Annotated in this window: 22 protein-coding genes and 1 pseudogene; 15 read left to right on the top strand and 8 right to left on the bottom strand. The window is 69.9% G+C overall.

Annotated elements, in window-relative coordinates; translation table 11 throughout:
- The first annotated feature begins 277 nt into the window (after positions 1 to 277).
- A complete protein-coding gene (locus ACFYYW_RS12120; RefSeq protein WP_352323071.1) occupies positions 278 to 484 on the top strand; it encodes a hypothetical protein in 207 nt (68 codons plus the stop codon).
- Between the two features lie 62 nt (positions 485 to 546).
- Here the strand turns inward: ACFYYW_RS12120 and ACFYYW_RS12115 are convergent, their stop codons facing one another.
- Entirely contained in the window at positions 547 to 1,545 is a 999-nt protein-coding gene (locus tag ACFYYW_RS12115) for an aldo/keto reductase family protein (RefSeq protein WP_387647659.1), read from the bottom strand.
- Between the two features lie 603 nt (positions 1,546 to 2,148).
- Here ACFYYW_RS12115 and ACFYYW_RS12110 point away from each other — a divergent pair.
- Positions 2,149 to 2,568, top strand: a pseudogene (locus tag ACFYYW_RS12110) (SMI1/KNR4 family protein); the annotation flags it as partial.
- A 108-nt stretch (positions 2,569 to 2,676) separates the two neighbouring features.
- Here the strand turns inward: ACFYYW_RS12110 and ACFYYW_RS12105 are convergent.
- Positions 2,677 to 3,261: a DUF3043 domain-containing protein gene (locus tag ACFYYW_RS12105; protein WP_387647656.1), complete on the bottom strand. Its 585-nt coding sequence runs from the start codon at positions 3,259 to 3,261 to the stop codon at positions 2,677 to 2,679.
- Positions 3,262 to 3,412: 151 nt separating this feature from the next.
- Here ACFYYW_RS12105 and ACFYYW_RS12100 point away from each other — a divergent pair, with 151 nt between their 5' ends.
- From ACFYYW_RS12100 to ACFYYW_RS12075, 6 genes are all read left to right on the top strand, one after another.
- A complete protein-coding gene (locus tag ACFYYW_RS12100) occupies positions 3,413 to 4,216 on the top strand; it encodes a PspA/IM30 family protein (RefSeq protein WP_352323075.1) in 804 nt (267 codons plus the stop codon).
- A complete protein-coding gene (locus ACFYYW_RS12095; RefSeq protein WP_352323076.1) occupies positions 4,213 to 4,491 on the top strand; it encodes a hypothetical protein in 279 nt (92 codons plus the stop codon). The genes ACFYYW_RS12100 and ACFYYW_RS12095 overlap by 4 nt, the downstream gene beginning before the upstream one ends.
- A gap of 5 nt (positions 4,492 to 4,496) precedes the next feature.
- Positions 4,497 to 5,396, top strand: a complete 900-nt coding sequence (htpX, locus tag ACFYYW_RS12090; protein WP_387647653.1) for a zinc metalloprotease HtpX — start codon at positions 4,497 to 4,499, stop codon at positions 5,394 to 5,396.
- Between the two features lie 6 nt (positions 5,397 to 5,402).
- Positions 5,403 to 5,960 (top strand): hypothetical protein, encoded by a 558-nt coding sequence (locus ACFYYW_RS12085; RefSeq protein WP_352323078.1) that lies wholly within the window; start codon positions 5,403 to 5,405, stop codon positions 5,958 to 5,960.
- 25 nt (positions 5,961 to 5,985) lie between these two features.
- Complete coding sequence (locus tag ACFYYW_RS12080) at positions 5,986 to 7,329, top strand: alpha/beta fold hydrolase (protein ID WP_352323079.1); 1,344 nt, start codon at positions 5,986 to 5,988, stop codon at positions 7,327 to 7,329.
- 62 nt (positions 7,330 to 7,391) lie between these two features.
- A complete protein-coding gene (locus ACFYYW_RS12075; protein ID WP_364390723.1) occupies positions 7,392 to 7,991 on the top strand; it encodes an SIMPL domain-containing protein in 600 nt (199 codons plus the stop codon).
- Positions 7,992 to 8,120: 129 nt separating this feature from the next.
- Here the strand turns inward: ACFYYW_RS12075 and nadA are convergent, their stop codons facing one another.
- A complete protein-coding gene (nadA, locus tag ACFYYW_RS12070) occupies positions 8,121 to 9,278 on the bottom strand; it encodes a quinolinate synthase NadA (protein ID WP_364411836.1) in 1,158 nt (385 codons plus the stop codon).
- 157 nt (positions 9,279 to 9,435) lie between these two features.
- Here nadA and erpA point away from each other — a divergent pair, with 157 nt between their 5' ends.
- Positions 9,436 to 9,789, top strand: coding sequence for an iron-sulfur cluster insertion protein ErpA (gene erpA, locus ACFYYW_RS12065; RefSeq protein WP_049566397.1), 354 nt, complete (start codon positions 9,436 to 9,438; stop codon positions 9,787 to 9,789).
- A gap of 108 nt (positions 9,790 to 9,897) precedes the next feature.
- Entirely contained in the window at positions 9,898 to 10,884 is a 987-nt protein-coding gene (locus ACFYYW_RS12060; protein ID WP_352326608.1) for a carbohydrate kinase family protein, read from the top strand.
- 53 nt (positions 10,885 to 10,937) lie between these two features.
- On the opposite strand, the gene ACFYYW_RS12055 is transcribed toward ACFYYW_RS12060, so the two are convergent.
- Genes ACFYYW_RS12055 through ACFYYW_RS12045 form a run of 3 tightly spaced genes read right to left on the bottom strand, consistent with a single transcriptional unit; the run spans position 10,938 to position 12,805 of the window.
- Entirely contained in the window at positions 10,938 to 11,366 is a 429-nt protein-coding gene (locus ACFYYW_RS12055; protein WP_387647649.1) for a CBS domain-containing protein, read from the bottom strand.
- A gap of 54 nt (positions 11,367 to 11,420) precedes the next feature.
- Positions 11,421 to 11,666 carry a sulfurtransferase TusA family protein gene (locus ACFYYW_RS12050; RefSeq protein WP_352326605.1) on the bottom strand — a complete coding sequence of 82 codons (246 nt, stop codon included), beginning with the start codon at positions 11,664 to 11,666 and terminating at the stop codon, positions 11,421 to 11,423.
- Entirely contained in the window at positions 11,663 to 12,805 is a 1,143-nt protein-coding gene (locus ACFYYW_RS12045; RefSeq protein ID WP_352326603.1) for an aminotransferase class V-fold PLP-dependent enzyme, read from the bottom strand. Before ACFYYW_RS12045 ends, ACFYYW_RS12050 begins: the two co-directional genes overlap by 4 nt.
- Positions 12,806 to 12,947: 142 nt before the next feature.
- Here ACFYYW_RS12045 and ACFYYW_RS12040 point away from each other — a divergent pair, with 142 nt between their 5' ends.
- The 4 genes from ACFYYW_RS12040 (at position 12,948) to ACFYYW_RS12025 (ending at position 17,204) form a co-directional block, all read left to right on the top strand.
- The gene (locus ACFYYW_RS12040; protein WP_352326601.1) at positions 12,948 to 13,781 is read left to right on the top strand and encodes a cytochrome c oxidase subunit II; all 834 of its coding nucleotides are present in this window, start codon (positions 12,948 to 12,950) and stop codon (positions 13,779 to 13,781) included.
- Entirely contained in the window at positions 13,778 to 15,439 is a 1,662-nt protein-coding gene (gene ctaD / locus ACFYYW_RS12035; RefSeq protein WP_387647645.1) for a cytochrome c oxidase subunit I, read from the top strand. Before ACFYYW_RS12040 ends, ctaD begins: the two co-directional genes overlap by 4 nt.
- Positions 15,439 to 15,852 (top strand): cytochrome c oxidase subunit 4, encoded by a 414-nt coding sequence (locus ACFYYW_RS12030; RefSeq protein ID WP_352326599.1) that lies wholly within the window; start codon positions 15,439 to 15,441, stop codon positions 15,850 to 15,852. The genes ctaD and ACFYYW_RS12030 overlap by 1 nt, the downstream gene beginning before the upstream one ends.
- A gap of 152 nt (positions 15,853 to 16,004) precedes the next feature.
- Complete coding sequence (locus ACFYYW_RS12025; protein WP_364411830.1) at positions 16,005 to 17,204, top strand: Ig-like domain-containing protein; 1,200 nt, start codon at positions 16,005 to 16,007, stop codon at positions 17,202 to 17,204.
- 107 nt (positions 17,205 to 17,311) lie between these two features.
- Here ACFYYW_RS12025 and trpD read toward each other — a convergent pair whose 3' ends face one another.
- Positions 17,312 to 18,358, bottom strand: a complete 1,047-nt coding sequence (trpD, locus tag ACFYYW_RS12020) for an anthranilate phosphoribosyltransferase (RefSeq protein WP_352326597.1) — start codon at positions 18,356 to 18,358, stop codon at positions 17,312 to 17,314.
- A 6-nt stretch (positions 18,359 to 18,364) separates the two neighbouring features.
- Positions 18,365 to 18,763 carry a hypothetical protein gene (locus tag ACFYYW_RS12015; protein WP_387648896.1) on the bottom strand — a complete coding sequence of 133 codons (399 nt, stop codon included), beginning with the start codon at positions 18,761 to 18,763 and terminating at the stop codon, positions 18,365 to 18,367.
- A gap of 207 nt (positions 18,764 to 18,970) precedes the next feature.
- Here ACFYYW_RS12015 and ACFYYW_RS12010 point away from each other — a divergent pair, with 207 nt between their 5' ends.
- Complete coding sequence (locus ACFYYW_RS12010; RefSeq protein WP_125630774.1) at positions 18,971 to 19,621, top strand: heme-copper oxidase subunit III; 651 nt, start codon at positions 18,971 to 18,973, stop codon at positions 19,619 to 19,621.
- Positions 19,622 to 19,627: the final 6 nt, after the last annotated feature.

Raw genomic sequence — 19,627 nt, 5'->3', positions numbered from 1 at the left:
AAGCTGGGCGGCGGTCGCGTCCTCGGCGCCGGCCACGCCGTGCCGTCGCTGCGCGAGACCCCCACAGCCGCACGACCTCCGGCGCTGGACCAGCGGGCCGCGAGGAGGGTGAGCCGAGCGCGGAGAAGGGGAGAAGGAGTACGGCGGCCGCCCCCAGGACGACCGCCGCGGCAACACGGCCCGCGCGCAGCATCGATGGACCTCCGAGCTCGGGAGTAGGGTTCCAGTGCCGTCGGAGGGAAGGCGCCGGCGAACCCGCGGAGAAGGAGCGTATGGCATGACATGGCGGTGGCGTTATGAAAATGCAAATGGTGGTGAGGTGACGGACCGCCCTTTGCCGCGAGAGGTTTTCCCGAGTCAGGCCGATGCGGAGTCCTGGCTCGGGGAGAACTGGCGTGAGCTGCTCGAATCCGGCGTCGAGCAGGTGGCGCTGCTCGACGAGGACCGCGTCGAATACACGGGATTGTCATTGCGTCCGGAGTGATCCGCGAAAAAACGGAAACCCCTTGAGCGCATTGTGGCTCAAGGGGTTTTCCGTTTTCCGGGTCACGGACGGGTGGCGGGGCTCACCGTCTTGGCCGGGTCGCGCTCCACGACCGTGCCGAGCACGTCGTCGATGCGCTTGAGCACGTCGTCCTCCAGCTTGACGCCGGCCGCCTTGACGTTGTCGCGCACCTGCTCGGGGCGGGTGGCGCCGACGATGGCGCTGGAGACGTTCGGGTTCTGCAGCACCCAGGCCACGGCGAGCTGGGCCATGGTCAGGCCGAGGTCGTCGGCGATCGGCCGCAGCTCCTGCACGCGGGTGAGCACGTCGTCGTTCATGTACCGCGCGATCATGGCGCTGCCGCTCGCGTCGGTCGCCCGCGAGCCCTGCGGAGGCTGCTGACCGGGCAGATACTTGCCGGTGAGCACGCCCTGCGCGATCGGCGACCAGACGATCTGGCCGAGGCCCTCGCGCTCGCTCAGCGGCACGACCTCCGCCTCGATGACCCGCCACAACATCGAGTACTGCGGCTGGTTCGACACGATCCGGTCGAAGCCCATCTCGTCGGCGATCTTCAGCGCGCGGCCGATCTGCTCGGCCGTCCACTCGCTGACGCCGACGTAGAGCGCCTTGCCCTGGCGTACCAGGTCGTCGAACGTCTTGAGGGTCTCCTCGAGGGGGGTCTCGTTGTCGAAGCGGTGGGCCTGGTACAGGTCGACGTAGTCGGTCTGGAGGCGGCGCAGCGAGGCGTGGATCGACTCGGTGATGTGCTTGCGGGACAGCCCGCGGTCGTTCTTGCCGGGGCCCGTGGGCCAGTAGACCTTGGTGAAGATCTCCAGCGACTCCCTGCGGACGCCCTTGAGCGCCCGGCCGAGCACCTCCTCGGCTTTCGTCCCCGCGTAGACGTCGGCGGTGTCGAAGGTGGTGATGCCCTCGTCGAGCGCCGCCTGCACGCACAGCTTGGCGGCGTCCTCCTCGACCTGGGAGCCGTGGGTGAGCCAGTTGCCGTAGCTGATCTCGCTGACCATGAGACCGCTGCGGCCGAGGTGTCGGAATTCCATACGTTCGACCTTAGAGCGTCACATGAGCCGATTCGATTCGGGATAGGGTGCGCGACGTGCTCAAGCTCGTCCGCCAGGCTCTCACCGCGGCCGTCCTGATCGCCCTCGCGGTGCGGTTGCGCCGCCGGGCCCGCCTGCCGCGGGCCGAGCCGCCGCCGTCCGTCCCGGCTCCCGCGCCGCGGCGCCGAAGTGCGGGGACGGTCCTGTCGTGGCTGGTCATCGGGGTCGTCGTGACGCTGACGCTGGGGTTCGCCCTGATGGGGACGTCGGTGCAGCGCGGCGCCCTGGCCCTCGTGCGCGCCGTCACCGAGCAGGAGGAACCGCCCCCGGCGGGCCGCGAGGCCCTGACACCCGTGACGCCCCTGACGGCCGTGACGCCCGTGGAGCCGCCGGCCGACCCCGCGGCGACCGCGCAGCCCACGCCCGCCGCCTCCGCCGCCCAGGCGCCCAACTGCGCGCCCCGGCGCCGCCCGATCGACCCCCGCAGGGTCGCGCCCGACGTCAAGCGGGCCGTGGACGCCCAGTGGCGGCGCATCGAACGCTGGCTCAGGAGCAACGCCCCCCCGCACCTACCGCACGCTCGGCGGCCCGGTCAGGGCGCGCACGATCGCCGTGGCCGAGTCGCAGATGGGCGTGGACTTCCCCGACGCCCTGCGCGCCTCCCTGCTGCGCCACAACGGCGCGCGCGGCGCCGGGATCCTCGGCTTCCGCCCCGGGGCGGGTGACCACCTCACCGTCCGCGGCATCAGGGACGCCTGGCGCGAGATGTGCGCCCGCCGCCCGGCCGGCTCCTGGGACGGCCTGCTGATCCCGATCCTGTCCTACACGGCCGCCGACGGCGTCACGGCGTACGCCACCGTGAGCTCGGCCGACGGGACGGTGGCCGGGGTCACGGCCCGGCGGCTGCGGTCGTCGTACACGCTGCTGCGGACCGTCGCCGACGCCCTCGAACGGGGCGGCACGATCGACGGACGCCGCCCCGTGGTCACCGGCGGCCTCCTGCGCTGGAGACCCGCCCGCTGAGCGGGCGGGACGCGGGAAGGCGGGAAGCACGAGTGCCCACCACCGGACGGTGATGGGCACGCGGGCGTCGCCGATAAGCCGTTTTCCCGAAAAATCGGGAAAACGGGGCTACTTCTTGGGCGGCGCGGGCTTCCCGCCCGGCAGCACCGTGGGCGGCGGGAAGCGCAGCTTGCGGATCTGCAAAGCGCGCATCGCCGCGTAGAAGCCGACGCCCTTCACGCTCTCGCTGGGGAGCTTGGCCGCGACCTCCTTCTTCACCTTCCACGCCACGTAGAGGGAGGTGGCCAGGACGCCGACCATCATGATCGGCCAGCCGACCGCGATCACGATGTTGAGCACGTCCTGGCGGATCTCGATCGGCCACGGGATCCAGGTGGCCAGCAGGATCAGTAGCGAGAACGGCAGGAAGTACTGGCTGGGCAGGCGCCGCGAGTCGACCCAGTCGCGCGCGAACTTGCGCGCCGGGCCCTTGTCGCGAACCGGAAGATAACGCTCGTCACCTGCGAGCATGCCCTTGCGGGCCCGGTCGCGCTCGGCGGCCTGCTTGGCGCGCATCTGCCGATAGGCCTCCTTGCGGTCCTTCGGCGCGGAGACCGGCTGGCGTCGTCTGCCCTCGGCATCCCGGCGCTTGGGTGTGGGACGACCTTTACCCTGGGGCTTAGGATCGTCAACGGGGACGGGGGTGTCGTCCACGGAGGTTTGGGATCGGCGTCGCAACACACGTCAACCCTACCTGGACTGCAACTTAGTGACGCCCCCGTGCGTTATGCGTAGGGTAATCCCAAGGCGGCTGCGCTGCATTGGGTGAACACCAGCACGACCTAGAAGGGGACGGCCGACGCGCATGAGCGTGATGAAGAGACTTTCGATGATCTTCAAGTCCAAGGCCAACAAGGCCCTGGACAAGATGGAGGATCCGCGCGAGACGCTTGACTACTCCTATCAGCGGCAGCTCGAGTTGCTGCAGAAGGTGCGTCGAGGGGTGGCCGACGTGGCCACCTCGCGCAAGCGGGTAGAACTGCAGATCAACGGCCTGGAGGCGCAGGCCAGGCGCTACGAGGACCAGGGCCGCAAGGCGCTGTCCGTCGGGCGCGAGGACCTCGCCCGCGAGGCCCTGCAGCGGCGGTCCAATCTGCAGGGGCAGATGGCCGACCTCAAGGTCCAGCACGACAACCTGCAGGCCGAGGAGGAGAAGCTGACCACGGCTTCCCAGCGGCTGCAGGCCAAGGTCGACTCCTTCCGCACGAAGAAGGAGACGATCAAGGCGACCTACACCGCCGCCGAGGCCCAGACGCGCATCAACGAGGCGTTCTCCGGCATCTCCGAGGAGATGGGCGACGTCGGCCTGGCGATCCAGCGCGCCGAGGACAAGACGGCGCAGATGCAGGCCCGCGCCGGCGCGATCGACGAGCTGCTGGCCAGTGGCGCGCTCGACGACTTCAGCGGCACCCGCGGCGACGACATCCAGGCCGAGCTCGACCGCATGGGCGGCGGCATGGACGTCGAGCTGGAGCTGGCCCGGATGAAGGCCGAGCTGGGCCAGGGCCCGGCGCCCAAGAGCGCCATCGAGCAGGGCCAGCCGCAGCAGCAGGCCCAGCCGCAGCAGGGTCACACCCAGCAGCTGCGTCAGCCCGGGGAGAACGCATGATCGTCAGAATCATGGGCGAGGGCCAGGTCGAGATCTCGCCGGACGACATCGCGGTGCTCAACGAGCTCGACAGCGAGCTGGAGGCCGCCATCGAGACCGGTGACGAGGGGGCCTTCCGCGTCAAGCTGCACGCGTTGCTCGACAAGGTGCGCCATGTGGGCAAGGCGCTTCCCGACGACAGCCTTGAGCCGTCAGAGCTGATCCTTCCCCCCGCGGACGCCTCGATCGAGGAGGTCCGGGAGATGCTGGGCGACCAAGGCCTCATCCCGGGCTGAGCCCCGTGGGCACGCGGTTCGCGTCCGACAGCGGCCTGACCCGCCGCATGGTCGTGACGATGTTCCTGCTGGGGCTGCTCTACGTGGCGTTCGTCGGCGTGCTGATCGCCCTCGGCGTGCGCGCGCTGACCGTGCTGGTGCTCGCCGGGGGGCTGCTGCTGGTGCAGTACTTCCTGTCCGACCGCATCGCCCTGTTCGCGATGCACGGACGGGAGGTCTCCCCACAGGAGGCCCCCGAGCTCCACGGCCTCATCGACCGGCTGTGCGCGCTGGCGGACATGCCCAAGCCGCGGGTGGCGATCGCCGACTCCGACGTCCCCAACGCCTTCGCCACCGGCCGTAACCAGAAGCGGGCCGTCGTCTGCGTGACGACGGGCATCCTGCGCCGCCTGGAGCCTCAGGAGCTCGAAGGCGTCCTGGCGCACGAGTTGTCGCACGTCGCCCATCGCGACGTCGCCGTCATGACGATCGCCTCGTTCCTCGGCATCGTCGCCGGGCTGATGACGAGGTTCGCCCTGTACGCCGGCTTCGGCGGGCGCCGGGACAACGGCCAGGGCGGCGTGCCGGTCGGGCTGATCATCATGTTCGTCTCGATCGTCGTGTACGCCGTCAGCTTCCTGCTCACCAGAGCCCTGTCGCGTTACCGCGAGCTGGCCGCCGACCGGGCCGGAGCGCTGCTCACGCAGCGTCCGTCGGCCCTGGCCAGCGCGCTGACCAAGGTCACCGGCGACATGGCCCGGATCCCGACCACCGACCTGCGCGAGGCGGCGCCGTTCAACGCCTTCTACTTCGCGCCCGCCCTGGCCAGGGGGGAGACGCTGGCGAACCTGTTCTCCACGCATCCGCCGCTGGAGCGCCGGCTCGAACTGCTCGCGTCCATCTCCAAGCAGCTCGGAAGGGGCTGAGGCCGTATGGGCTGGCTCGACTCGCTGCTGGGCCGGTCCAAGCCGGTCAAGCCCAACCTCGACGCGCTGTTCGCGCTGCCGTCCGCCGCCGTGACGCTCCAGGCCGCGACCGGTCTCGTCCCCACCGGTCTCGGCTCGGTGTCGTTCAGGGCCGCGGAGGGCGGCGCGTTCGCCACGCTGGAGAGCGACGTCAAGGCGCTGCTCGGCGGGCGCGTCGAGGAGTCCGACGACGGCTACGGCTACACCTGGCTGCTGGTCCGCCGCGCGCCGGACGACGTCAGCGACCTGGTCACCGAGTTGCACGCGGTCAACTCCTCGCTGGAGTCGGCCGGCTTCGGGCCCTCGCTGCTGTGCTCGCTGGTGTCGTTCGCCGATCCGGCGGGCAGGCGGCTGGCGGTCGTGTACCTGTACAAGCGCGGCACGTTCTACCCGTTCGCGCCCCTGCCCGGGAACAGGCGCGACAACGCCCTCGAACTGCAGGCCAGAGGCGTCCTGGACGGCGAGCTGCCGCTGGAGGCCGACCTCGGCCGATGGTTCCCGGTATGGGGTGCTCCGGGCCTTTGACCACGGATGGTGTTCTAATCATCACGTGGAGCGAAGGTTGTTCGTCGCCGCGGCCGCGGCGCTCATCGTGGCGGCCGTGCTGTACAGCGCCTGGATCACCGGCCAGTTCACCACGCCCGCCGTGGACAGGACCGACGGCTACGTGAGCGAGCTGGCCGCCCGCGACCAGCCGTGGACGCGCCTGTTCCGGGTCAGCGACGTGCTGGCCGGGCTGGCCTGCCTGGCCGCCGTCGCGACGCTGCCCAGGGTGGCGCGCGAGTGGGCCGGCTGGCTGGCGCTGGCCGCCTTCGGCCTGCTGACGGTCGTCTCCGGCCTGGTCCCGCTCGACTGCGCCGCGCTGAGCGACCCCACCTGCCGCGGCGTGGGGGTCTCGCACCGGCTCCACATGGTGGCCGGCGCGCTGGCCACGACGGCCGTGCTGACCGCCATGGCGGTGCTTTCCGCGCGCTGGCGCTCGTGGGTGTCGTGGTTGTTCACCGGCCTGAACGTAGGCGCCACCGCTCTCATGCTGGCCGCCCTGGCCGCCGGACGGCTGGCCGGCGTCGCCCACCGGATCCAGCTCACCATGGTCGCCGTCTGGGTCGTGTACGTGGCGCTGCGGCTGCTCGTCCACGACGACGACGAGGCCCCCGCCGGGCCTCCGCACGTCCTCGACCAGGGCGCGGGCCCCGGCGTGCTCATCACGGCGGGTCTCGGCGGCGCCTGGTTCCACTGGGACGCCGTGGCCGCCGGACTGGCCGCCTGCCACCGGGTCGTCCGCTTCGACCGTCCGGGGCTCGGCCTCAGCCCGCCCGCGACCGACCGGCCCACCCTGTACGGCGAGGTGGCCCGGCTGGCCGCGCTGGCGCCCGCGCAGCCGTCCCAGGTGACCCTGGTGGCGCACGGCCTGTCCTGCTGGCACGCCGAGGCGTTCGCCCGGTTGCACCCGCTCTGCGTGGCCAAGCTCGTCCTGGTGGACCCCAGCCCGCCGCCCGTGGGCCGGCCGCTCGCGCTCGCCGCCGCCCTGGGGGCGTGGCTGCCCGCGCTCGGCGGCACGTGGGGCGCGAACGTGCTGGCCCGCCTGACCGGGCCGCCGGCGCACCGCCTGGTCACCGGCATGGGCGACCCCTTCGGCGTGTACCGGATGGGCAAGGTGCCCGCGGCCGTGGCGGGGGAGTGGCTGGCCCGCCGCGACATGGCCGCCGACCTCCGCGACATCCGGGCCGGCCATCCCTTTCCCGACATCCCGGTCACCGTGCTCGGCGCGGGCGGCCGGGACGCCCGCAGGCAGAGCCTGGCGGCCCGCCTCGACGCCAAGCTGGTGCTGCTGCCCCGCTCGGGGCACCAGGTCGAGCTGGACGATCCGGACGCGATCGTCGACGCCGTGTGAGCCGCCCGCGGGTGAGGGCAGGCTCGTAGGATCGAGGCGTACCCAGTCGAGGGGGGGCAGGCGTGGACATCTCCGTCGTCGGTGAGGGCAGCGTGCAGGCCGCGCCCGACGTCCTGCGGTTGACGGCGGGCGTCGAGGTGCGCAGGGCGTCGGCGTCCGAGGCGTTCACGGCCGTCAGGGCCGCCGCGGCCCGGCTGGCTGACGCGCTGGCCGGGGCCGGGGTCGCGGCCCACGACGTGCGCACGGTCGAGCTCTCGCTCGGCCCCGAGTACGAGGTCTACCCGAAGGTCTCCGCCTACCGGGCGGCCCAGGGCGTCGAGGTGGTCGTCAGGGACCTGTCGCGGGCCGACGCCGTCATCGACACGGTCGCCGGCGTGGGCGAGGAGGCCCGGCTCAACGGCGTGGCCTTCGAGCTGTCCGACCCGGCGTCGGTGCTCGGCGAGGCCAGGACGAGGGCGTTCAGGGACGCCGCGGCCAAGGCCGCCCACTACGCCGAGCTGGCCGGCCGCCCGCTCGGCCCGGTGGTGTCGATCTCCGAGGACGTCAGGGGCGGCCCCCAGCCGCTGGTCACGATGGCCGCGGCGGCCGACAGCGCGTCCTCGGTCAGCCCCGGCCGCCAGACGCTGACGGTCGGCGTCCGCGTCGGCTACGACTTCGCCTGAAGCCGGGACCCGCGCCGCGACCGAGCCGGAACCCGCGTCGGGCCCAGCCGGAACGCAGCAGTGACGCAGCCGGGCCCGTGGCGAGGGCGGGCGCTCCTCGCCACGGGCCCGGCCCGTCGGGGGAGGGCGTTACGGGAGCGCCAGCATGCGGTCCAGCGCCACCCTGGCCCAGTGGGCGGTGTCCTCGTCCACCGTGATCCGGTTGACGACGTCGCCCAGCACGAGCGACTCCAGCGCCCACACCAGGTGCGGCAGGTCGATCCGGTTCATCGTGGAGCAGTAGCAGACCGTCCGGTCCAGGAACGACACGTTCTTGTCGGGGAACATCGCGGCCAGCCGCTTGACCAGGTTCAGCTCGGTGCCGACGGCCCAGCTCGACCCGGCGGGCGCGGCCTGGAGGGTCTTGATGATGTGCTCGGTCGAGCCCACGTGGTCGGCCTTGAGCACCACCTCGTGCCGGCACTCGGGGTGCACCAGCACGTTCACGCCGGGGATGCGCGCGCGCACGTCGTCGACGGACTCGGCCGTGAAGCGGCCGTGCACCGAGCAGTGGCCCTTCCACAGGATCATCCGCGCCCGGTCGAGCTGCTCGCGGGTCAGCCCGCCGTCGGGACGGTGCGGGTTCCAGACCACGCAGTCCTCCAGCGACATGCCCATCTCCAGCACCGCCGTGTTGCGCCCGAGGTGCTGGTCGGGCAGGAACAGCACCTTGCGGCCCTGCTCGAAGGCCCAGTCCAGCGCCCTCCTGGCGTTGGAGGAGGTGCACACCACGCCGCCGTTGCGGCCGCAGAACGCCTTGATGTCGGCGCTGGAGTTCATGTACGTGACGGGGACCACCTCGCCGGCCAGACCGGCGTCCTCAAGGGCCTCCCAGCACTCCTCCACCTGGTCGAACGTGGCCATGTCGGCCATGGAGCACCCGGCGGCGAGGTCGGGCAGCACCACCTTCTGGGCCTCGCCGGTGAGGATGTCGGCGGACTCGGCCATGAAGTGCACGCCGCAGAAGACGATGAACTCCGCCTCGGGCCGCGCGGCGGCCTGCTGGGCGAGCTTGAAGGAGTCGCCGGTCACGTCGGCGAACTGGATGACCTCGTCGCGCTGGTAGTGGTGGCCCAGCACGAACAGGCGGTCGCCCAGCGCCTCCTTGGCCTTGCGGGCGCGTTCGACCAGGTCAGGGTCGGACGCGGGCGGCAGCTCGCCGGGGCAGTCGACGCCCTTCTCGCTGTGCGGATCGGCGCCCTGCCCGAGGACGAAGAGCGGCAGCCCAGTCTGGGTGGCCATCGCCATACCCCCTTATCGTCGTTTTGACGATACTCACTATGACACATGGACGAACGTGGTTATTCCGGGGGTAGGGGACCCGGGAATGTGTGGCATGGGCGAGGTGTTGGTAGCGTCATCAGTAGGACGTCGGAAACAGACAGCCGGGTTAGGGAGTCAGCAGATGACGGTTGAGAGCAGCGAGACCACGACGCAGGGCCTGATCCTGACTGACGCGGCCGCCGCGAAGGTCAAGAGCCTGCTGGAGCAGCAGGGTGAGGAAGGTCTGCAGCTGAGGGTCGCCGTGCAGCCGGGTGGTTGCTCCGGCCTGCGCTACCAGCTCTTCTTCGACGACCGTTCCATGGACGGTGACGTGGTGACGGACTTCGGCGGGGTCAGCGTGGTCACCGACCGCATGAGCGCCCCCTACCTGATGGGCGCCAGCATCGACTTCGTCGACACGATCGAGAAGCAGGGCTTCACCATCGACAACCCCAATGCCACCGGCTCCTGCGCCTGTGGCGACTCGTTCAACTAAGGGGTCACGGCTTCGGCCTGTGGGGTCCCGCCCGCCTTTGTGCGAGCGGGACCTTCGCGTATTCTCGTGGGGCTCATTGGCCTGCTGACAACGAGGAAGAAGAATCCCGTGCGCATCGCCGTAACCGGCTCCATCGCGACAGACCACCTGATGACGTTCCCAGGAAGCTTCGGCGATCAGCTCATCGCCGAGCAGCTCGACCGGGTGTCGCTCTCGTTCCTGGTCGACGACCTTCAGATCCGTCGCGGCGGCTGCGCGGCCAACATCGCCTTCGGCATGGGCTGCCTCGGCCTCAAGCCGATCCTGGTGGGCGCCGTCGGCAACGACTTCGCCGACTACCGCTCCTGGCTGGAGCGCCACGGCGTCGACTGCGAGTCCGTGCACATCTCCGAGACGCAGCACACCGCGCGCTTTCTGTGCACCACCGACGAGCACCACAACCAGATCGCCTCCTTCTACACCGGGGCGATGGCCGAGGCGCGGCTGATCGAGCTGCAGCCGGTCGCCACCCGGCTCGGCGGGCTCGACCTGGTGCTGATCAGCCCCAACGACCCCGACGCGATGCTGCGGCACACCGACGAGTGCCGCCAGCGCGGCATCCCCTTCGCCGCCGACATCTCCCAGCAGCTCGCCCGCATGGCCGACGAGCAGATCAGGCAGCTCGTCGACGGCGCCGCCTACCTGTTCTCCAACGACTACGAGAAGGGGCTCATCGAGCAGAAGACCGGCTGGTCCGACGAGGAGATCCTCGACCGGGTCGGCGTCCGCGTCACCACGCTCGGCCCCAAGGGCGCCGTCATCGACCGCAAGGGCGAGCCGTCCATCCAGGTCGCCCCGGCCCCCGAGCGCGGCAAGGCCGACCCCACGGGCGTCGGCGACGCCTTCCGCGCCGGCTTCCTGTCCGGCCTGGCCTGGGGGCTGCCGCTGGAGCGCTGCGGCCAGATCGGCAACCTGACGGCCACGCACGTGCTGGAGCGCGTCGGCGGCCAGGAGTACGAGCTGGGCCAGAAGGTCTTCCTGGAGCGCTTCACAGCCGCCTACGGCGCCGAGGCCGCGGCCGACATCGCCGGCCACGTGCGCTGCTACCACCCCTGACACGCGTACGCCCCGCCCGCCGCAGGCGTGGCGGGGCGGTCCCCGTACGGGTGTCAGCGCTTGGCGTACACCCGGTGCACGAACTCGGCGAGCTGGTCGTCCGGCAGGCACCGGGCCAGGTCGGCCTCGCTGATCATGCCGACGATGCGGTCGTTCTCCAGCACCGGCAGCCGCTTGATCTGGTTCTGCTCCATGCGCGACAGCGCCTCCTGCACCGTGGCGTCCGCCGCCACCCAGACCAGGCCGGTCGCCAGCTCGCCCGCCGTCACCTGCGCGGGGTCGTGACCGGCCGCGACGCACTTGATCACGATGTCGCGGTCGGTGATGATGCCGGTCACCCGGTCGTCGGGGCCGCACACGGGCAGCGCGCCCACGTCGTTGTTGCGCATCATCTGAGCCGCCCGGTCGAGCGTCTCGTGCGCGGCGATGCACTCCGCGCCCGTGCTCATCACGTCGCGGGCGGTCTCGTTCCCCTTGGCCATGGTCTCCCCCGAATGGTCGATGTGCCGTCAGGGGAGGGCCCTACCCACAAACCGTCAGTAGTTGCGCATCACGTGGATGGCCCAGCCGCCCTGGGGCAGCTCGTACGAGGCCACGTGGCGGTGGGACTTCAGCCGGCACCACGCCGGCACGTCGGTGTAGGCCGCCGGATCGTCGGCCAGCACCGCCACCACGGCGTTGAGCGGCACGTGGTTGATCTGCTCGGCGAGCATGATGATCGGGATCGGGCACTTCTTCCCGAGCGCGTCGATCGTCAATGACGGCTGAGTTACCTCGGTCATGCGACTCCTGCGTCGTGCCGGATGCGGCGCACCAGATCGGGCAGCACGGCCAGGAACCGGTCGACCTCGGCCGCGGACGTGCCCCTGGGCAGCGACACCCGGACATTCCCATGCGTCAGCACGCCCATCGCTTCGAGGACGTGCGATGGACGAAGCGTACTAGCGGTGCACGAACTTCCGGACGATACGGCGAATCCCGCCTTGTCCAGCTCGGTGAGCAGCGCCTCGCCGTCGACGTAGAGACACGAGAAGGTCACGATGTGGGGCGCCCGGCCGACCGGGTCGCCGATCACCTCGACGTCCGGCACGACCTTCGGCACGGTCTCCCTGATCCGGGCCACGAGCGTGGACAGCCGCGCCTGCTCCTGCGCCGCCTCGGCGCTCATCGCGCGCAGCGCCGCCGCCGCGGCCACGATGCCCGGCACGTTCTCGAAACCGGGGACGCGCCGCCGCTCGCGTTCGTCCTCGGGCAGGAACGAGCGGAACCGGGTGCCCTTGCGCACCGCCAGCACGCCCACCCCGGCCGGGCCGCCCCACTTGTGCGCGCTCGCGGTCAGCACCGACCAGCCGGGCGGTATCGGCATGCGGCCGGCCGTCTGGGCGGCGTCGACCAGCAGCGGCACCCCGTTGGCCCGGCACGCGGCGGCGGCCTCGGCGACCGGCTGCACCGTGCCCACCTCGTGGTTGGCCGTCTGCAGGCAGGCCAGCGCCGTGCCGGGACGCGCGACCGCCTCGGCGAACGCGTCGAGGTCGACCCGCCCCTCCAGGCTCACGCCGACGGTCTCGACCGTGCCGCCGTCGCGTTCGTGCACGCCGGCCGCGTGCAGCACGCTGGAGTGCTCGACCGCGCTGGTGACCAGATGACGCCCGACCCTGCGCCTGCCGTGTAGGGTGCCGAGCACGCCGAGATGCGCGGCCTGCGTGCCGGACGAGGTGAACGACACCTCGTCGGGGCGCGCGCCGAGCGCCTCGGCCACCTCCGTGCGGGCCTGCTCCAGCAGCAGGTGAGCGCGGCGGGCCTGGGTGTACAGTCTCGCGGGGTCGGCCCAGCCGACGTCGATCGCCGCCAGCAGCGCCTCGCGTGCCTGAGGGTGGAGCGGCTCGCTCGAGGCCGCGTCGAAATACGCCACGAGACTCATCGTCCCACTTGCGGCACCATCGAGGGGTCGCGCGGTAGGGCGGGACACCTGCACGCTAATGTGTCTGCAATCAGCTGTGCATTTGGAAATACGAGCACCCAAGGGAAAGACTCTTGGGCTTCATCTGTGGGGTAGGCGATCCGTGAGTCCGACTCGCCGTACGACGCGGCGTTCGTTGGCCCGGCGCAGGGTGCCGCGCGCCGCCGCTTTGGCGTTGCTGCTGGCCACTGCTACGGCGTGTGCTAATGACGTTCCCAAGTTCGACTGGTCCAACGGCCTGCTGCCCGAGGGCGTGACCGAGCAGGCCGAGGTCGTTCAGCATCTGTGGAACGGGGCCTGGATCGCCGCACTCGCCACGGGCGCCGTCGTCATCGTCCTGATCGTCTGGGCCGCGATCTTCCACCGCAAGCGCAGGGGGAAGGCCGAACTGCCGCCCCAGGTGCGCTACAACCTGCCGATCGAGATCCTCTACACGGTGGTCCCGCTCGTCATGGTCTCGGTGTTCTTCTTCTTCACCGCCCGCGACAGCAAGGCCCTCACGGACGTCGCGGGCGACGCGCCCGTCAAGGTCAAGGTCGAGGCGTACCAGTGGAGCTGGCGCTTCACCACGACCTACAACGGCAAGACGACGAAGCCCGTGTCCGGCATGCCGGTGCACGACTACCACCAGGGCCCTCAGCTGGTCCTGCCGACGAACACCAAGGTCGAGTTCGACCTCTCGACCGACGACGTGATCCACTCGTTCTGGGTGCCCGAGTTCCTGTTCAAGCGGGACATCATCCCCGGCATCCCGGAGGGGAACCCGGGGCGCAAGTTCGAGATCAAGACGCTCGGCGACAACCGCGTGGGCGTCTACGCCGGCCGGTGCGCCGAGCTGTGCGGCGTCGACCACAGCCGGATGCTGTTCTCGGTGAAGCTCGTCAAGCAGGCTGAGTTCGACCAGTACATCGCGACCCAGGCTGGGAGTGCCCAGTGACCGCCATCCAAGAACCGCTTCGGGCGCCGGTCCGGCCCGTCACCAAGGGCCAGATCATCGCCAAGTGGATGTCCTCGACTGATCACAAGATCATCGGGCACATGTACCTGATCACGTCGTTCGCCTTCTTCCTGATCGGCGGCGTCATGGCGCTGATCATGCGGGCCGAGCTGGCGCAGCCGGGGCTGCAGATCACCAGCAACGAGCAGTTCAACCAGCTGTTCACCATGCATGGCACGATCATGCTGCTGATGTTCGCGACGCCGCTGTTCGCCGGTTTCGCCAACGAGCTGATGCCGCTCCAGATCGGCGCGCCCGACGTGGCGTTCCCGCGCCTGAACATGGTCAGCTACTGGCTCTACCTGTTCGGCAGCATCATCGCCGTGTCCGGCTTCCTCACCCCGGGCGGCGCCGCCTCCTTCGGCTGGTTCGCCTACACGCCGCTGTCGAACGCGATCCACTCGCCCGGCATCGGCGGCGACCTGTGGATCATGGGCCTGGCCCTGTCGGGCCTCGGCACGATCCTCGGCGCGGTGAACTTCATCACCACGATCATCTGCATGCGCGCCCCCGGCATGACCATGTTCCGCATGCCGATCTTCACCTGGAACGTCCTGCTGACCAGCATGCTCGTGCTGATGGCCTTCCCCGTGCTGGCCGCCGCGCTGCTGGCCCTGGAGGCCGACCGCAAGCTCGGCACCCACATCTTCGACCCGGCCAACGGCGGGCCGATCCTGTGGCAGCACCTGTTCTGGTTCTTCGGCCATCCCGAGGTGTACATCATCGCGTTGCCGTTCTTCGGCATCGTGACCGAGATCCTGCCGGTCTTCAGCCGTAAGCCGATCTTCGGCTACATCGGCCTGGTCGGCGCCACCATCGCGATCGCCGGTCTGTCCATCACGGTCTGGGCGCACCACATGTTCCCGACCGGGCAGGTCCTGCTGCCGTTCTTCTCGTTCATGACGTTCCTCATCGCGGTGCCGACGGGCGTGAAGTTCTTCAACTGGATCGGCACGATGTGGCGGGGTCACCTGTCGTTCGAGTCGCCGATGTTGTTCTCCGTCGGCTTCCTGATCACCTTCCTGCTCGGTGGCCTGACCGGCGTCATCCTGGCCTCGCCGCCGCTGGACTTCCAGATCAGCGACACCTACTTCGTCGTCGCCCACTTCCACTACGTGGTCTTCGGCACGGTCGTGTTCGCCATGTTCGCCGGCTTCTACTTCTGGTGGCCCAAGTTCACCGGCAAGATGCTCGACGACAAGCTGGGCAAGGTGCACTTCTGGCTGCTGTTCATCGGCTTCCACACCACCTTCCTCGTCCAGCACTGGCTCGGCATGGTCGGCTTCCCCCGCCGGTACGCCGACTACAGCGCGGCCGACGGCTTCACCGACCTGAACATGATCTCGTCGGTCGGCGCGTTCATCCTGGGCGCCTCGACGCTGCCGTTCTTCTACAACGTCTGGAAGACCTGGCGTTCCGGGGCCAAGGTCACCGTCGACGACCCCTGGGGCTACGGCGGCTCGCTCGAATGGGCGACCTCCTGCCCGCCGCCGCGGCACAACTTCACCTCGCTGCCGCGCATCCGGTCCGAGCGCCCGGCGTTCGACCTGCACTACCCGCACATGTCCGCCAAGTCCGCCCAGGAGGTTGAGGCCTGATGAAGGTCCAGGGTTGGCTGTTCCTGCTGTGCGGCCTGTTCTTCGCCGGTGTCGACGTCGGCTACTGGTTCTGGACCAAGGCCGCGACCGGTCACGGTGAGCCCGTGGGCACCACCGCCATGGCGATCTCGGTCGGGTTCGCGTTCATGGTCGGCTACTACCTGATGTTCACCGCGCGGCGCATCGGTGCCCAGCCGGAGGACAACAAGCAGGCCGACATCAGCGACGGCGCCGGCGAGATCGGCTTCTTCAGCCCGAGCAGCTGGTGGCCGCTGTTCCTGTGCCTGGCGGCGGCCTTCGCCTTCGCCGGGTTCGTGATCGGCTTCTGGATGTTCCTGATCGGCGTGTTCCTGATCATCATGGCCATGATCGGGTTCGTGTTCCAGTACTACCGGGGCAACTTCTCGCACTGATCCGGCACTGACAAGCGGCTCGAAGCGGGCGTCCTTCCTATAGGGGAGGACGCCCGCTTTTTCGTGTTCTTTACCAGGTCACGGATGTCGTGAATAGATCACTCAGGGTAATAAGGGAGGAGAAGGTTGGATCTTGGGCGAGGGGGTCACTCGTGAGACGCGTGGCGAATGGATCGGCCGGCCTGCTGGCCCTGGCGCTGCTCACGGCGTGCTCGCTGAGCGGCGCGGCGAACGAGACGAAGGAGCTGACCGCGGTCGCGCGGCAGCCCGCGGTGGGCGTCACGCCGCAGGACAAGGCCGTGAACGTGGCCACCGACCAGCCCGTGGTGGTGTCCGCGCACGGCGGCACGATCAAGAGCGTCCGGGTGGACGGCGGCAAGGCGGGCCGGCTCAAGGGCGTCCTGAGCGGCGACGGCACCCGCTGGCGCAGCACGACCACCGCCCGGCCGAGCACCGGCTACACGGTCACCGTCGTCAGCGTGGACGCCTCGGGCAAGCAGAGCGAGACCTCCAGCACGTTCAGCACGGTCAAGGGCGACAAGACATTCGACATCCAGACGATCACTCCCAACAAGGACGACACCGGGCTGACGGTGGGCATCGGCATGCCCGTCATGATCGCCTTCGACAAGCCGGTGAGCGACCGGGTGGCCGTCGAGCGCAACCTGACCATCCGCAGCTCCAAGCCGGTGGAGGGGGCCTGGCACTGGTTCGACGACAGCCATGTGGACTTCCGGCCGCAGGACTACTGGCCGGCGTACACGAAGGTGCGGCTGGAGGCGAAGCTGGCCGGCGTGCGCGGCGGCCCCGGCCTGTACGGCAAGCGCGACGTCACCCTCGACTTCAAGATCGGCCGCTCCCAGATCACCCGGGGCAGCACCGACGAGCACGTGCTGACGGTCCGCCGGGACGGCAAGCGCATCCGCACCATGCCGATGAGCGCCGGGCAGGGCGGCCAGTGGAAGTACTACACCACCTCGGGCGTGCACCTGGCGATGTCACGGGAGCCGGTGACCGTCATGACCTCGCCCGGCATCGGCCCGGGACAGTCGGGCTACTACCAGCTCACCGTCTACAACACCGTGCGCATCTCCAACAGCGGCGAGTACGTGCACAGCGCGCCCTGGTCGGTGGGCTCCCAGGGCAACTCCAACGTCAGCCACGGCTGCGTGAACGTCAGCCCGGAGAACGCGGCCTGGTTCATCAAGAACACCCTGATCGGGGACCCGATCATCATCACCGGCTCGCCGCGCAAGCTGGAGCCCACCAACGGGTGGGGCCACTGGCAGGAGAACTGGAAGGACTGGCTCAAGTGGAGCACGCTCAAGGACGGTCCGAGCATCACCTTCTGAGCGACTGACCGCCACCCGGCCCTGAGCAGGCCCTGGAGGCTCTGCCGAGGCCCTCGGGACCACGTGCCGCCGAAGGACGTGAGCGCGCCTCAGGGGCGCGCTCACGGTCACGACGGGCGGTAGGAGCTGCTGACCTCGACCCAGCGGCGCAGCGTGTCGGCGGCCAGGCCGGAGTCGACCGCCTGCGTGGCGCGCTCGTAGCCCTTGATCATCGCCGTGTCGAGGTCGTCGCCGGCGCCCTCGTGGGCGACCAGCGCGGCCGCGGTGTTGAGCAGGACGGCGTCGCGCACCGGCCCCTTCTTGCCGCCCAGCACGTCGTGCACGGCCTGCGCGTTGAACTGCACGTCGCCACCGCGCAGCGCGCCCGCGTCGGCCCGGGGGATGCCCAGGATCGCGGGGTCGAACCTGGCCTCGGTGGCCGTGCCGTCGCGCACCACCCACACCGTGGAGGTGCCGGTGATGGTCAGCTCGTCGAGCCCGTCGTCGCCGCGGAAGACCAGGGCCGACACGCCGCGCTCGGCGAAGACGCCGGCGATCACGGGCAGCATGCGGGCGTCGTAGACGCCGATGGCCTGGGCGCTGGGCCGGGCCGGGTTGGTCAGCGGGCCCAGGAAGTTGAAGACCGTCGGGACGCCGATCTCCTTGCGCGCCGGACCGGCGAAACGCAGCGCCGGGTGGTAGACGGGCGCGAAGCAGAAGGCGATGCCCGCCTCGCGCGCCACCCGCGCGGTCTGCTCGGGCGTCAGGTCGAGCCTGATGCCCATGTGCTCCAGGACGTCGGCGGCCCCGCACAGCGAGGAGGCCGAGCGGTTGCCGTGCTTGACGACCCTGGCCCCCGCCGCGGCGGCCACGATGGCGGCCATGGTGGAGACGTTGACGGTGTGGGCGCGGTCGCCGCCCGTGCCGACGACGTCGAGGACGGGCCCCTCGACGTTCAGCGGCGTGGAGAACTCCAGCATCGTCCGGGCCAGGCCCACCACCTCGGCCACCGTCTCGCCCTTGGCCCGCAGGGCCAGCGCGAAGCCCGCGATCTGGGCGGAGGTGGCGTTGCCCGAGAAGATCTCCCGCATCGCCCAGGCCGTCTCGTCGGCCGACAGGTGCTCGCCGGAAAGGAGGGCGGAAAACAGGGCAGGCCAGGTCGTCCGGGAGTCCATGGGCACCTACTTCGCGTTGAGTCGGGTGGCGGATCGGCGGCGCATCAGGTCGGCGACGGTGTCGGCCAGGACCATGGGCTCGATGGGCTGCGGGACGACGGCGTCGGCCTTGGACCACTCGGCCAGCCAGCGGTCGTCGCGCCTGGCGATGATCAGGCAGACGGGCGGGCAGTCGTAGACCTCGTCCTTGGCCTGACGGGAGACGCCCATGCCGCCGGCGGGCTGGGTCTCGCCGTCGAGGACCGCCACGTCGATCTCGCCGGAGCCGAGCCACTGGTGGACCTTGGGCTCGGTGGCGCACTCGATGATCTCGACGAAGGGCACGTCGGCCGCCGGCCGCCGGCCGATCGCCTGCCGGACCTCGGCCCGGGTGGCGGCGTCGTCGCTGTAGACGAGGACCTTCATCGTGTCGTCGGTGCTCCCAGAGGACGTCACTGTCGCGCTCGCTATCGGTCGAAGCTGTATGGTCACCTGGATCGTACCGTTGCGCCGGGATGCAATCCCAGGCCACCGGGCTTGACAGGCGTTTTGTCCCAATTATCCCAGGTTGATGGCCGGTTTGTTCCTCCTAACGGGGGGTCGTTGGCCGGACCGAACACCGGAGCCGCAATAATGCTGCCCGTGGCGACAGCATCCGCAATAACTTCGACGACGACAGCACAGTCGTACCGGCGGCCGAACCTGGTCAGTGTCGGGACGATCGTCTGGCTGTCCTCTGAGCTCATGTTCTTCGCGGCGCTGTTCGCGATGTACTTCACCATCCGGTCGGTGAGCGAGGGGAAGGGCATCGAGTGGGGCCCTGCCTTCCTTCCTGCAGGCGTTGAGGCAGAAGGCGCTCACCTGAACATCCCGTTCGCGACGGTCAACACGATCATCCTGGTCCTGTCGAGTGTGACGTGCCAGCTGGGCGTGTGGGCCGCGGAGAAGGGGCAGGTCGGCAAGCTCCGCTTCTGGTACATCGTCAGCTTCCTGATGGGCGCGATCTTCGTCGCCGGTCAGCTGTACGAGTACGGCGAGCTGGCGTCAGAGGGCGCGACCCTGTCCGCCAACGCTTACACCTCGGTGTTCTACCTGACGACGGGCTTCCACGGCCTGCACGTGACCGGTGGCCTGATCGCGTTCCTGTTCATGCTGGGACGCACGTACGCCGCGAAGCGCTTTACGCATGAGCAGGCCACCAGCGCGATCGTCGTGTCCTACTACTGGCACTTCGTAGACGTCGTCTGGATCGGTCTTTTCGCGACCATCTACATCATTCGTTAAGGAACG

This window comes from Nonomuraea sp. NPDC001831 (genome assembly GCF_042892035.1).
In the GTDB taxonomy this organism is placed as follows: domain Bacteria; phylum Actinomycetota; class Actinomycetes; order Streptosporangiales; family Streptosporangiaceae; genus Nonomuraea.
This window is presented reverse-complemented; position numbering and strand designations above follow the sequence as displayed.